Raw genomic sequence first — 13,761 nt, 5'->3', positions numbered from 1 at the left:
ATTCCTATTATTCATCATCTTTATTTTCCGGCGGGTTAGTGACTTCAGGGTTATTAGTCTCCGCTCTTGTTGTAATACGAATACCACCATTTTCCAGCCTAATAATACGAATTTCATCATCAACATCATCAGTATTAATGTTTTTTATCGCTTCTACGTCTTGTACTGAAATAGTTGGTGTCGCCAATAAATTGGCTTTTTCGAGACCATATTTAGAAATAGCAATAACAACACGACGGTTTTTTGCTCGACCTGTTGCTGTAGCATTGTCACCACTTGGGTAATATTGACCATACCCTTCTATCGCCATTCGGGCAGGGTTTAAGGTTAACTCTTCTAAAACTCTTAAAATAGCGGTTGCTCTAAATACTGATAACTCCCAATTAGAAGAGAATATTTCTGTTTCAATCGCTTGATTATCAGTATAGCCCCGCACCCGAATATAGTTGCTCGCGTCAGCAATAACTTGGTGAATAACGAGTAATATATCTTTAGCGGCATTAGTTGGCGAAGATGAACCACTAGGGAACAGCAAGCCGCTGTTTAATTCGATTTCTAACCAGTCACCGTCAATTTGTAATTGTGCGTAGCCAGATTCAACTAACTCGTATAAAGCTTCATGTAGGTCTTTCTCTAGAGAAGTTAATGTCGTCCCTACTTGAGCATCTGAGACGTTTGATAAGGTTACTTCACCGGTTACAAGTTCAGGTCCAGCGTCAATTAATATTCCATTACCGTATAAACGTTTTTTAGTTTTAGCACTGTTAACAGGTAAAATGTCATCACCATGCCCACGGTTTTTAGGCTGTTCATCGTTAGCTTGAAACACTTTACCAATCGATTCAGTCGCCGTTTCAAAAGGTTCTTCGTTGATCATTGCCATCGCGTAAAGCACGACAAAAAGTGCAAAGAGTAAGGTCATGTAATCTGCGTAAGAAACTAACCAACGTTCAACATTTTCATGTTCAACTAAATGACGTCTTGATCTGAGGCGGTTCATTGCTCTAACCGAAATGCCGATAATTTGTTTTCAATGGCATGTGGATTTTCTGCTAACGCTATGGCGATTAACCCTTCGGTCATCATTTCACGGTACATAGTTTGTTGATGCACAATAGCTTTAATTTTATTCGCAACAGGTAAATAAATAAGGTTGGCAAAACCAACACCGTAAATAGTTGCAACAAAGGCGGTGGCAATACCTTGCCCCAATAATTGTGGATCGGCTAAATTTGACATGGCATGAATTAAACCAAGTACCGCACCTAGAATACCTATGGTTGGACTGTAACCGCCCATTGACTCAAATACGTGAGCAGAGCGCAAGTTATGCTCTCTATACAAGTCTAAGTCTAACTCAAGTGAAACTCTTAAGTTTTCAACTTCAGCACCGTCAACAAGTAGGTTTAACCCCTTGTTGACGAAAAAATCATGTTCTTCTTCGGCGATATATTCTAATGATAAAAAACCAGATTCACGGGCTTTTTCAGCCCACTGAACAATCGACTCTATTCCCTGCTCAACATTATATTTAGGCGGAACAAACAGCCATTTTAATAATGTCATTGCATGTAAAAATTGACTTTGTGATGACTGCAACATAACGGCGCCCAGTGTGCCACCAAAAACAATAATGAATGCAGGTAGCTCTAACAGTGAAGAAACTGAGCCACCATCAATTACAAAGCCAAAATATATCGCCAATATGGCAATTAACAACCCTGATATACTTAGTTTATCCATGCTGTATTTCCTTAAGAATTGCAGATGGAAAGCTATCAATCGCCAGTGATTTTTCAGATATTCCTGCAACCGTTACCGCTTGTGGCATACCATAAACTACACAAGACTCTTCATCCTGTGCCCAAATAGTTGCCCCTTTGCTTTTTAATAATCGTGAACCTTCACGACCATCGGCACCCATTCCGGTTAATATAATACCTAAAACATTGCCACCAAAAACTTTAGCGGCTGAAGCAAAACTAATATCTACACTGGGTTTGAAAGCAATCCGCTCAGAATTATCTTCCAGTACTCTCAGCTTTGCTGCATTTTCTGTACCATCAATGACCATTTGTTTACCCCCTGGCGCTATATATGCGTGACCAGGCTTTAAAATGTCACCGGAACTTGCTTCTTTAATGGTTATTTTACACAGGTTATTTAATCGATTAGCAAACGCTAAAGTAAATGCCGCAGGCATATGTTGAACAATAACGATCGGCAAAGGAAAATCTTCTGGTAGCTGAATTAATAGCTGCTGTAAGGCTACAGGCCCACCTGTTGATGTTCCTATCGCTAATAATTTGTATTTTTTTGCTGAATTTTTACTTGCTAAATCGCTTTGGTACTTGGCATTACCGTCAGCAAGTTTAGAAGTGGGGTTATTGGTATTAGTATTCGTTTTCGCATCAACCGCAGCCCGAGAGCGAAAAGTAGAAATGCGCGGTAATACTGTACCTTTCTTTTTTGCCAGTTGTTTGACACGTTGACGCAATAAGCTTCCTGCGTCTTCTGTCGTTTTGGCTATTTCATTGAATTTTTTTGGCAGAAAATCTAACGCACCCGCATCTAAAGCCTCAAGTGTTGCTTTAGCTCCAGAGTGAGTTAACGAAGAAAACATAATAATAGCAGTAGGTGCTTTCGCCATTATTTGTTTAACAGCGTCAATGCCATTAAGCAATGGCATCTCTATATCCATGGTTATTACGTCAGGCTTTAGCGCAATAGCTTTTTCAACCGCGTCTAAACCATTAATAGCAACATCAACAACCTCGAGATCAGGATCATTATTGAGAATATCCGTTACTCGGCGTCGAAAAAAACTGGAGTCATCAACCACCAATACTTTAAAGGACATTTACAATCTACTTCCTGTCGTTGTTAATTTATTATCAAAACTGCTATGAACGTAATTTTTTATGCAATATCGATTTTTTCGAATAATATTTAAGCATATTAGGGACATCAATAATTAACGCTATGCCGCCGTCACTGGTTATAGTAGCACCTGCCATGCCTGGCGTGCCGTGCAATAATCGATCTAAAGGTTTAATAACCACTTCCTCTTGTCCAATTAAACTGTCAACAACAAAACCAATTTGTTGATTACCTAATTGTACAATCACAACATGACCGCGTTCTCGAGGCTTTTCAATATAATCGCGCACTAACCACTTATCGAGGTAAAATAATGGGATCGCTTTTTCGCGCACTATAATGGTTAACTGCCCATCAACGACATTTGTTTTGGTTAAATCAAGATGGAATATTTCATTTACGGCAGCCAAAGGTAAAGCGAAGGTTTGCTTACCAATAATGACCATTAATGTGGGTAATATGGCTAATGTTAATGGCACTTTAATTTCAAGTATGGTGCCAACCCCCATTTCTGAATCAATATTAACCGTACCATTGAGTTGGGTAATTTTTGTTTTTACTACATCCATACCAACGCCACGGCCTGAAACTTCTGAGATTTCAGTTTTAGTTGAAAAACCTGGCGCAAAAATTAAACTAAAAGCTTCTTTGTCAGTCATGCGTGCGGCCGCATCGGCGTCTAAAACACCTCGTTCGATCGCAATTTCTTTTAATTTATTTGCATTCATCCCTGCACCATCATCACGAATAGTCAGGAGAATGTGGTCACCTTCTTGTGATGCTGATAACACCACAACACCTTCTCGTGGCTTACCAGAGGCTTCGCGCTTCTCTGGTGATTCGATACCATGATCGACTGAGTTACGCACAAGATGCACAAGCGGATCGGCGAGTGCTTCGACTAAATTTTTATCTAAATCGGTTTCTTCACCTTCAAGAATCAGTTTAATTTCTTTATTTAAACTACGAGCTAAGTCACGTACTACACGAGGAAAACGCCCAAAAACCTTTTTAATGGGTTGCATTCGCGTTTTCATTACCGCGCCTTGCAAGTCTGTTGTTACGGCATCTAAGTTTGATACGGCTTTAGTTAAGTCTTCATCTTCTTTGGACAATCCAAGGCTAGTTAAGCGATTTCGAACGAGTACTAATTCACCTACCATGTTCATAATTTGATCTAAACGTTTGGTATCAACCCTAACGGTTGTTTCACCTTGTGATGGTTTTACCGGTGACGATTTTTTGTCAGTTGCCTCAGCGGGTTGATTAACCACTGGTTTAACTGTCGGCTTAACTTCAGGTTTTTTCGGTACAGATGCATTTACCGCCGGTGCTGATGGAGCGGTTTTTTCTATTGGTGCTTCAGGTACAGACGCTTTAGCGTTAGGCCCTTGTCCTTTGCCGTGTAACTCGTCTAATAATGCCTCAAAATCAGCATCATTTATTTCATCAGGTGAACTTGGTGCTGCTTTAGGAACTTCTACTTTAGGACTTTCTACTTTAACCGTTGCAGAAAATGCGCCTTGGCCATGCAGTTCATCTAATAACGATTCAAACTCGTCATCCGAAATATCATTACTACTTGCTTCTACAGGCTTAGCAACCACAGGCGCAGTTGGCGTTGGCGAACCGCCGCCATGAAGTTCATCTAATAAACGTTCAAATTCGTCTTCTGACATTTCGTCATTTGAATTAGCATTATTTGATGCAGGCACTGCAATAGGAGTTTCTACGACATCAGCTGTTTGATTGTCTTGAGCTTCAGGTTGAGATAATCGATGTAATTCGGCGATTAATGTAGGATCGGGGCTTGATAATGGTTCTTTATTTTGTACTTGCGCAAATTGTTCATTAATGGTGTCAAGTGCTTGCAGGATCACATCCATTAACGCTGAGGTAACAGCGCGTTGTTGATTTCTTAAAGTATCAAAAACATTTTCAGCGCCATGACAAGCTTCTACAAGCTCAGCAAGTGATAAAAAGCCAGCGCCGCCTTTTACGGTATGAAAGCCCCTAAAAATAGCGTTAAGTAATTCGGCATTATTAGGATCATTTTCAAGTTCAACTAATTGTTCCGACAAGGTTTCAAGTATTTCTCCAGCTTCGATTAAAAAATCCTGAAGAATTTCCTCATCTTGTTCAAATGACATTTAGTAACTCCTATTAAAAACCTAAACTTGATAATAAATCATCAACGTCGTTTTGATCTGACAGAACATCTTGGCGGTTTTCGCTGTTAATGATTGGACCTTCCACTAAGTTTTCGCCTACTTTAGGTAGATGGTTAGATTTATCTTTTTCTGATGAAATACCAAAAGCAGTTAACATATAAATTAGGCTTTCTTCAACTTCACGCACTAAATCTATAACTTTACGAATAACCTGACCGGTAATATCTTGAAAGTCCTGTGCCATCAGAATATCTGTCATTAAGCTATGAATTTTACTGGTCTCTTTTTCAGTCGTTTTCAATAAAACGTCAATATCTAAACATAAGGACTTAAACTCACTTACATCAAGTTCGTTGTGCATTAATTTTTGCCACAACGGATTAACCGTACTAATTTTCTTTTGAATACCGTCAACGACTGGAAATATTGCTTCAACCGCATCCATAGTTTTATTAGCGGCCGCTTCAGTATGACTAATAACAAAGTTTAACCTTTCTTTAGCATCAGGAATATCAGCTGTTGCTAAATCACTCAAGCGCTCATCAACATGAAAATTATTTAATGAGTCATGTAGTTGCCGGGTTAATTTACCTATTTCTGCGAACAATTCGTTGTTAATCGGGTTTTGTATTTCTGAAATTAACTCATTGGCTTTAGCTTGTTGGTCTGTTTCAATATATTCAACCAACAACTTTGCTTGCTCTAAAGAAACATGGACACTTGTATTTGTACTCATAAGACGGCCTTGCATAACAGAAATGATTAATTAACCGAGACGCTCGAAAATTTTATCAAGCTTGGCATTTAAGGTTGCTGCCGTAAATGGTTTTACGATGTAGCCATTAACACCAGCTTGCGCCGCCATGATAATTTGTTCTTTCTTAGCTTCTGCAGTTACCATTAAAACCGGTATATGCGATAAATTACTGTCAGCTCTTATTGCTCTAAGTAAATCGATACCTTGCATGCCTGGCATATTCCAGTCGGTAACAACAAACTCAAAATTACCATCTTTAAGCATCGGCAGTGCTGTGTTACCGTCATCAGCTTCTGAAATATTGGTAAAACCTAAGTCACGTAACAAGTTTTTGATTATACGTCTCATTGTTGAAAAATCGTCAACAACAAGCACTTTCATATTTTTATCCAAGGCACCCTCCGGTGAGAACATTTAAAAATTCTACGATGATATTATTTATTCTACTTAACTTTGCCAAGATTGCATACGAGCTTTTAATCGATGCATTGCTTGACTGTGTATTTGGCTTACCCGAGATTCACTGACATCAAGAACTTGGCCTATTTCTCTAAGGTTAAGTTCTTCATCATAATACAAAGACAGTACTAAAGCTTCTCGTTCGGGTAAAGAGGAAATACATTCGGCCAATGATTTTTTAAAGAAACTGTGTTCAATATTAGCATAGGGTTCATCAGGCTGTTGGCTGTGGGCAACTTCAATTACATCTTCACTCACACCTAAATCGTCAATGCCGAGTATTTTACCTGCACTAACATCATTCAAAATTTGATGGTATTCGTTAATCGAAAGTTCTAACTTTTCAGCCACCTCAAAGTCGCTTACGTCGCGACCATGTTCGGCTTCTAAATTTTTTATTGCTTCGCTGATCATACGACTATTTTTGTGAACTGAGCGAGGAACCCAGTCACCACGGCGAATCTCATCAAGCATAGCACCACGAATGCGAATACCTGCGAAGGTTTCAAAGCTAGCACCTTTGGTATTGTCAAAATTATTTGATGCTTCAAGTAAGCCGATCATGCCCGACTGAATAAGATCGTCCACAATAACACTGGCAGGTAATCGGGCAAGTAAATGATAAGCGATACGCTTCACAAGCACCGTGTGTTGTTCCAATAAAGCCGACTTGTCAACACTATAAGTATGTAGTTTTACCACTATAGCTCACTTTTTTGGTCGTTAGTGTTCTAGCAATTGCTCGATGAAAAACTCTAAATGTCCTGAAGCCTCTTTGGGCACAGGCCAGCTGATAATGTTTTTGGCGAGAGCTTTTAAGCCAATAGACGCTGGAGAGTCAGGATATGCTTCGACAATTGCTTGTTGTTTTCTCACTGATTTACGAATATTTTCATCGTAAGGAATAACAGCAACAAGCTCTAAAGTAACATCTAAAAATCTATCGGTTACTTTTGAAAGCTTGCCAAATAAATTTTGACCTTCTTTTGGACTGCGGACCATATTTGCTACGACTTTAAATTTGAATAAACCGTGGTCTCGGCTTAACAGTTTCATTAAGGCATAGCAGTCGGTAATGGAAGTAGGCTCGTCACATACAACCAATAAAACATCTTGTGATGCTCGACAAAAACTTAGCACCATATCGGAGATACCAGCGGCTGTATCAACAATTAAAATATCGAATTTGGTTTGCATATCACTAAAGGCGCGAATAAGCCCAGCATGCTCTGCAGGAGTTAAATCCACCATAGATTGTGTGCCGGAAGTTGCTGGGATAATGTTAATACCAGCGGGACCTTGAATAATAATATCGTCAAGTTCACACTCACCAGATAACACATGAGACAAGTTTCGTTGCACTCGCAAACCTAACATTACGTCCACATTCGCTAAACCTAAATCGGCATCAAGCACAAGTACGCGCTTACCTAATTGAGCTAAGGAAATAGCGGTATTTAATGAGACATTAGTTTTACCAACGCCACCTTTACCACCTGAAACTGCTATGACTTTAATATGTTGGGGATCTTGCATTTTTCTTAAGCCGCTCGCTTGATCTATCATCTAAGTAACTTCTCTATATAATACCAATTAAGATAAATATTCAATGGGTATAATTGCTCTGCCATTCTTTAGGCGACTAAACTGCAACAGCTGTTACGGGTGTGCGCCATGAAACAGCATTTGAGCGTTGAGACTTATTTGCCATTCTATCTGCAAGCGTAACTAATTTCTCAGCATTTGCAACCTTAATATCTTCCGGAACTCTTTGTCCATCAGTAAGATAGCCAATAGCTAAACCGTTTTGTAGCGATGTAGTGATTATTTCGCCAACACTAAGACTTTCATCTAGTTTAGTATATATACAACCGGCAAGTGGAATACGCTTAAAGCGTTCAACATTTTCTTGCATTACACGTTGCTGTGTATTGGCTGCTAACACTAAGTAGTTACGAATTCTAACACGTGCATTAGAAATTAAGGTAGTCAAATGCTCGGTTAGACGCATATCTCTTTGCCCCATCCCTGCAGTATCTATTAATATTAATTTCTTTTGTGAAAACTGTTGTAATAAGGTGTCTAGCTCATCGCCGTCATTCGCAAGTTTCACTTGGCAGCCAATAATACGACCATAGGTAGCAAGTTGTTCAAAACCAGCAATACGGTAACTGTCAGTTGAAATTAAAACGACTTGGTCAGCACCATGTGCTTGAGCAAACCTGGCGGCTAATTTCGCGATAGTCGTTGTTTTACCTACACCTGTAGGGCCAACAAGTGAAACTACACCACCGCGTTGAATAATATCATTATTAGTGGTGTTTAATTGTTCAGCTATAATATGCTTTGCTTGCTGCCATGCATCTTTTTCATGACTATTTGCAGGTATGTAACCCGCAATTTGATCAGCAACTTCTTCATTTAATCCCATCGCCATCAATTTATTCACTAAGACAGCACGCATCGGATCTTTTTGCGCCATGTCTTGCCACATTAAACCAGACATTTGATGTTCTAATAACTGGCGAATAGACGACATTTCTTTTTGCATGTTTTCAAATTCGCTGCCACTTATTTGACGTTCGCTATGAGACTGCACTTTTTGACCACTTGATAATGCGCTATCAAAAGCATTATGTAAACTTGAAGCGTTTGTTTCACCACCTTGTTGATGGTTAACATTTTCATTTGGCGAATCTATTCCCGAAGTTTGTGCTAAACGAGAAGTGAAATTTTTGAATTGTTGCTCAATATCTTGCTCAGGTGCACCCGGTTTTATATCTGCTTGTTTAGTCGATTTAGTGGCTGAGTTCTCTATATTACTATTAAATGCTCGTGTTGCAGGTGCTTTATCATAACCGTTTTGCTGCACTTGTCGGCTTAATAACGCCGCTAAACTATCTACGGGCACATCTGAGTTTTGCTGGGTAGCTTGTTGCGGAGCGCTACTAATGGCGACAGTGTCTTCAGCAATATCAACGCGACTTGCTGGTTGGGCATTATCTGAAGTGCTTGGTTCAAGGTTAAGTTGACCACGTTGTGAAGTCGATTGAGCAGGCTTGATATTTTGGTTGTAGTCAACCGCTGCCATTAACTCGACACCTTCAGCAATTTTTTTATTTGACATAATTACTGCGTCTACACCCAACTCGTCTTTAATTTGTGCAAGTGCGCTTCTCATGTCTTTTGCTACGTAACGTCTAATTTTCATCGCCAACCCTTATTATTCAGTACAACTACGTTGAAATATCTTTTTTACTGGCCGATAGCACTAACAATTTTAATTTGTTTGTCATCCGGAATTTCTTGATAAGAAATTACACGTAATCCCGGGATGGTATATTTCACAAACTTAGCGAGTACTGAACGTAAAATTCCTGACGTTAATAAAATTGGTGTATCGCCAGCCATTTCCTGCTGTTGTGCACCGTCTGTCAAAGATTTCTGTAATCGTTCTGCTAAGCCTGGCTCAATACCTGCGCCATCGTCTCCAGCCATTTGCATAGACTGGTGCAACATTTGTTCCAACTCTGGTGACAAAGTTATGACGGGTACTTCAACCGTTGGCCCAACTAATTCTTGGACTATAAATTTACGCAGCGTTATGCGAACAGCCGCGGTCAATACTTCAGGATCTTGGCTCTTAGGTCCGTATTCTACTAATGTTTGAATAATGCTACGCATATCACGTACTGCCACACCTTCGTTCATTAAGTTTTGTAATACTTTTACGATTGTACCTAACGAAAGCACATCAGGGATCAGGCCTTCAATAAGTTTAGGATAGCTCTTCTCAAGCATATCAAGTAAGTTTTGAACTTCTTCATGCCCTAATAATTGTGCGGTATTGTTGGTTAGAATTTGACTCAGGTGAGTCGCTAACACTGTTGCAGAATCAACGACAGTATAGCCAAGAGATTGAGCGTGCTCTCGTTGTTCTTGCTTAATCCATACAGCGTCTAAGCCAAAGGCAGGGTCTTTTGTTGCAATACCATCAAGCTTGCCAAAAACTTGGCCTGGGTTAATTGCTAATTCATTATCATGACGGATTTCTGCTTCACCTACAGTAACGCCCATTAGTGATATACGATAACTGTTAGGATCTAAATCTAGGTTGTCACGAATATGTACCGCAGGTACTAAAAAGCCAAACTCTTGTGAAAGCTTTTTCCTGACACCCTTAATACGGTTAAGTAATTCTCCGCCTTGGGCTTTATCTACTAGAGGAATAAGTCGGTAACCTATTTCTAGGCCAATAATATCAACATGGTTAACATCATCCCAACCAAGGTCTTTAACTTCAGCTTCTTGTTTTATGCTCTGCGCTTCTTCTGCATGGGTATCTTCAACCAATTGTGCAGCTTTAGCGACTTTATATTTATTACTAAAAAAAGCGATGCTACCTATTAGTATTGCAAAGGTTAAAAAGGCGACATGTGGCATACCTGGCACAATGCCCATAACAAACATAACACCAGAAGCTATATAAAGTGATTTGCCTTGCCCAAGCTGGCTACTAACTTGCTCGCCCATATCTTGAGAAGTGTTTTGGCGAGTCACTACGATTGCCGTACCAACAGATAGTAGAAGCCCTGGAATTTGCGCAACTAAGCCGTCACCTATCGTCAGTAAAGTATATATTTCAACCGCACTATCAAACGATAAATCATGTTGAACCATACCGATAATTAAACCACCAACAATGTTGATGAAAAGAATTAAAATACCGGCAATGGCATCACCTTTTACAAACTTACTCGCACCATCCATTGAACCATAAAAATCGGCTTCACTGGTAACTTCAACTCGGCGTTCTCGTGCTTGATCAGCGGTAATAAAGCCGGCATTTAAATCGGCGTCAATCGCCATTTGTTTACCAGGCATCGCATCTAAGGTGAAACGCGCAGTAACTTCAGCAATACGGCCCGCACCTTTTGTGACAACAACAAAGTTTATAATAATAAGAATGGCAAAAACGACTAAACCAACCGCGTAGTTACCACCAATAACGACGGAACCAAATGCTTCAATAACTTTACCTGCGGCATCAGGCCCTTCATGTCCTTCAAGTAAAACGACACGAGTACTCGCAACATTAAGTGCTAAGCGTAAAATAGTCGCAATCAACAGAACCGCGGGGAATGAACCAAACTCAAGCGGCTTTAAGGTATAAACCGTGATTAATAGTACGACCAGAGACAAAGCGATGTTGAAGGAGAAGAGAATATCCAGCAAGATTGCCGGCATCGGCAAAATAACCATACCGAGTGCAGCCATGACTAGAAATGGCGTGCCTAGACCCGAAAGAAGGTTAAGTTTTTGTTTCTTTATATTATTAAAAGTGGCGGCTAACTGCATGAGCTCTTAGGGATAATTTTTTGACATGTCTGATAAAAAGCAATAATCAGACCAATTCGAGAAAGCTTAGATAAAATATATAAGTTAAAAAGGGTCAGGTGGCCGCTGTCAGTAAAAGCAGTAGGTTGGAGGTTGAGAGTTAGAAGCTGCTAATGGCAGCTATCATCTTGTTAATAACTGCCATTATCTGACAGATAACAGTTAAAAATAAAACGCTTTTAATACCGGAATTCATCCGGAATAGGGAGATTTTTTGCAACCGCTTTTGGCCGACGTGCCTTGCCTTTTTTATGCGCATCTAATTGAAAGATAAACGCTAATATTTGTGCGACAGCAGCAAATAATTGTTCAGGTATTTCTTCATTAGGTTCTGCTGTGTAGTAAAGCGACCTTGCCAAAGCGGGAGATGTAACAATCTCAATATTGTGCTCTTTAGCAATGGTGCGAATATGCAGAGCCATTTCGTCAATCCCTTTAGCAACCAATACAGGTGCCCCGCCCACTGCAGCATCGTACTTAAGCGCTACAGAATAATGGGTAGGGTTAGTTATTACCACGTCAGAACCAGGCACATCTTGCATCATACGTCGTTGCGACATCTCATATTGCGCTCTTCTAACACGGCCTTTAGTTTCAGGGCTACCTTCTGAGTTTTTCATTTCGTCTTTGATTTCTTGCTTGCTCATTTTCAATTGACGATTGTGATTCCAAACTTGATATGGCGCATCTATAACAACAATAATGCCAATGGAAAGTGCTAATGCTAGAAACATCCACATCAGTAATGAAACAGCATGAGCAAAATTATTAGGAATATTTTCTGTGCTTAAGTTTACTATTTGATCAAACAAGCCACTTAACAGCAAATAAGCAGAAATAAAGACCACAAAAAACTTCAAAATGGATTTAATAAGTTCAACGTAGGCTTGCACCCCAAACATACGTTTAAAACCAGCCATAGGGGAAAGCTTGCTAGCTTTTGGTGTCATAGCTTCCCAAGAAAAACTAATGCCACCGAGGATCATATTACCAATTAATGCTGCAAAGACAATAATGATATGAATCCAAATAAAAGGCACTATTATCGCACTAACGCCATCACTTGCCACTTGATATAAGGCATGTACATCCATGGTTTCTTTTCGATTTAAGCTAAATAATCGGATCATCATCTTAGACAAGCCTGCAACCAGAGAGCTACCTAAAAGCATAATGGCTAAAGCGGCTCCAACTAAAACAAACATGGTGCCTAAATCTTTTGAACGGGCTATTTGGCCTTTTTTTCTGGCATCAGAGAGCTTTTTCGCCGTGGGTTCTTCGGTTTTTTCACCACTATCTGACTCAGCCATTAAGGTGCTGCTCCACAATCAATCAGGTAACAGCTAAAATCTAATGCCCGTTGCCACTGTAAAATGAAGTGGCTATAAAAATTACCCATGGTTAACCACATGATCAATAAACCAGCACACATGGTAATGGGAAAACCAATAGCGAAAATATTTAATTGTGGCGCTGCTCGGGTCATAATGCCAAATGAAAAATTAATCAGTAACATTGCCGTTAAAGGTGCTATTGCAAGTGATAAAGCGGTAGCAAACATCCATCCGCCCCACTCGGCAATTTCTTTAAATTTAATACTGGAAAAATCAGTGGCGGGAATAGGAATAGTGTCAAAACTGGCAACCACAAACTGCAAATAAGCTAGATGACCATCCATCGCCCAAAATAATAATGAAGATAATATTAAGAAGAACTGACCTACCGCTGGCACGCTTGTACCACTGGCAGGGTCGACAAGTGAGGCGAAGCCTAAGCCCGTTTGCATCGCAATAATTTGCCCTGCTAACGTAAAGGTATTAACCACCATCACGGTGACAAACCCTAACATTATGCCAACAATCATTTGCTCGCCAATTAATAATGCAGTTGCTAATGAAAACAAGTTATCAACACGAGTAGGCGGTAGTGCAGGCATAACAGCAACGGTAATTGCCAAACAAAAAAACAGTTTTACACGCCCTGGAATGGCTTTTGCGCCTAAGCCGATCATTGACATAACCATGGCTGAAATACGCGCAAGGGGCAACAAAAAGTCAGCCATGCTTTGGTTGATAACTGACTCAGTGAACTCCATGG

General features: G+C 39.9%; 12 protein-coding genes. All 12 read right to left on the bottom strand.

Annotated elements, in window-relative coordinates:
• Window positions 1-7: 7 nt before the first annotated feature.
• The 12 genes from DBO93_RS03610 to fliR all read right to left on the bottom strand — a co-directional run bounded on the left by DBO93_RS03610 (window position 8) and on the right by fliR (window position 13,759).
• Window positions 8-1,000 carry a flagellar motor protein MotB gene (locus DBO93_RS03610; RefSeq protein WP_108455109.1) on the bottom strand — a complete coding sequence of 331 codons (993 nt, stop codon included), beginning with the start codon at window positions 998-1,000 and terminating at the stop codon, window positions 8-10.
• On the bottom strand, window positions 997-1,743 hold the full coding sequence (locus DBO93_RS03605; protein ID WP_108455108.1) for a flagellar motor protein: 747 nt from the start codon (window positions 1,741-1,743) through the stop codon (window positions 997-999). The genes DBO93_RS03610 and DBO93_RS03605 overlap by 4 nt, the downstream gene beginning before the upstream one ends.
• On the bottom strand, window positions 1,736-2,860 hold the full coding sequence (locus DBO93_RS03600; RefSeq protein ID WP_108455107.1) for a chemotaxis response regulator protein-glutamate methylesterase: 1,125 nt from the start codon (window positions 2,858-2,860) through the stop codon (window positions 1,736-1,738). Before DBO93_RS03600 ends, DBO93_RS03605 begins: the two co-directional genes overlap by 8 nt.
• Window positions 2,861-2,903: 43 nt before the next feature.
• A complete protein-coding gene (locus DBO93_RS03595) occupies window positions 2,904-5,030 on the bottom strand; it encodes a chemotaxis protein CheA (protein WP_108455106.1) in 2,127 nt (708 codons plus the stop codon).
• Between the two features lie 13 nt (window positions 5,031-5,043).
• Window positions 5,044-5,787, bottom strand: coding sequence for a protein phosphatase CheZ (locus tag DBO93_RS03590; RefSeq protein WP_108455105.1), 744 nt, complete (start codon window positions 5,785-5,787; stop codon window positions 5,044-5,046).
• Between the two features lie 30 nt (window positions 5,788-5,817).
• Entirely contained in the window at window positions 5,818-6,201 is a 384-nt protein-coding gene (gene cheY / locus DBO93_RS03585) for a chemotaxis response regulator CheY (protein ID WP_108457733.1), read from the bottom strand.
• A 54-nt stretch (window positions 6,202-6,255) separates the two neighbouring features.
• Window positions 6,256-6,969: an RNA polymerase sigma factor FliA gene (locus DBO93_RS03580; protein WP_108455104.1), complete on the bottom strand. Its 714-nt coding sequence runs from the start codon at window positions 6,967-6,969 to the stop codon at window positions 6,256-6,258.
• Between the two features lie 21 nt (window positions 6,970-6,990).
• Window positions 6,991-7,833, bottom strand: a complete 843-nt coding sequence (locus DBO93_RS03575; protein WP_108455103.1) for a MinD/ParA family protein — start codon at window positions 7,831-7,833, stop codon at window positions 6,991-6,993.
• A gap of 76 nt (window positions 7,834-7,909) precedes the next feature.
• The gene (flhF, locus tag DBO93_RS03570) at window positions 7,910-9,478 is read right to left on the bottom strand and encodes a flagellar biosynthesis protein FlhF (protein WP_108455102.1); all 1,569 of its coding nucleotides are present in this window, start codon (window positions 9,476-9,478) and stop codon (window positions 7,910-7,912) included.
• Window positions 9,479-9,522: 44 nt separating this feature from the next.
• Window positions 9,523-11,625: a flagellar biosynthesis protein FlhA gene (gene flhA / locus DBO93_RS03565; protein WP_108455101.1), complete on the bottom strand. Its 2,103-nt coding sequence runs from the start codon at window positions 11,623-11,625 to the stop codon at window positions 9,523-9,525.
• A gap of 218 nt (window positions 11,626-11,843) precedes the next feature.
• Window positions 11,844-12,974: a flagellar biosynthesis protein FlhB gene (flhB, locus tag DBO93_RS03560; protein WP_108455100.1), complete on the bottom strand. Its 1,131-nt coding sequence runs from the start codon at window positions 12,972-12,974 to the stop codon at window positions 11,844-11,846.
• Window positions 12,974-13,759 carry a flagellar biosynthetic protein FliR gene (fliR, locus tag DBO93_RS03555; protein ID WP_108455099.1) on the bottom strand — a complete coding sequence of 262 codons (786 nt, stop codon included), beginning with the start codon at window positions 13,757-13,759 and terminating at the stop codon, window positions 12,974-12,976. Before fliR ends, flhB begins: the two co-directional genes overlap by 1 nt.
• Window positions 13,760-13,761 lie beyond the last annotated feature (2 nt).

The organism is Colwellia sp. Arc7-D (assembly GCF_003061515.1).
Classification (GTDB): Bacteria; Pseudomonadota; Gammaproteobacteria; order Enterobacterales; family Alteromonadaceae; genus Cognaticolwellia.
This window is presented reverse-complemented; position numbering and strand designations above follow the sequence as displayed.

Coding starts and splice junctions, on each gene's coding strand:
- flhA (WP_108455101.1), bottom strand. CDS start 11,625: ATGCAGTTAGCCGCCACTTTTAATAATATAAAGAAACAAAAACTTAAC.
- DBO93_RS03600 (WP_108455107.1), bottom strand. CDS start 2,860: ATGTCCTTTAAAGTATTGGTGGTTGATGACTCCAGTTTTTTTCGACGC.
- DBO93_RS03590 (WP_108455105.1), bottom strand. CDS start 5,787: ATGAGTACAAATACAAGTGTCCATGTTTCTTTAGAGCAAGCAAAGTTG.
- fliR (WP_108455099.1), bottom strand. CDS start 13,759: ATGGAGTTCACTGAGTCAGTTATCAACCAAAGCATGGCTGACTTTTTG.
- DBO93_RS03605 (WP_108455108.1), bottom strand. CDS start 1,743: ATGGATAAACTAAGTATATCAGGGTTGTTAATTGCCATATTGGCGATA.
- flhF (WP_108455102.1), bottom strand. CDS start 9,478: ATGAAAATTAGACGTTACGTAGCAAAAGACATGAGAAGCGCACTTGCA.
- DBO93_RS03575 (WP_108455103.1), bottom strand. CDS start 7,833: ATGATAGATCAAGCGAGCGGCTTAAGAAAAATGCAAGATCCCCAACAT.
- DBO93_RS03595 (WP_108455106.1), bottom strand. CDS start 5,030: ATGTCATTTGAACAAGATGAGGAAATTCTTCAGGATTTTTTAATCGAA.
- DBO93_RS03610 (WP_108455109.1), bottom strand. CDS start 1,000: ATGAACCGCCTCAGATCAAGACGTCATTTAGTTGAACATGAAAATGTT.
- flhB (WP_108455100.1), bottom strand. CDS start 12,974: ATGGCTGAGTCAGATAGTGGTGAAAAAACCGAAGAACCCACGGCGAAA.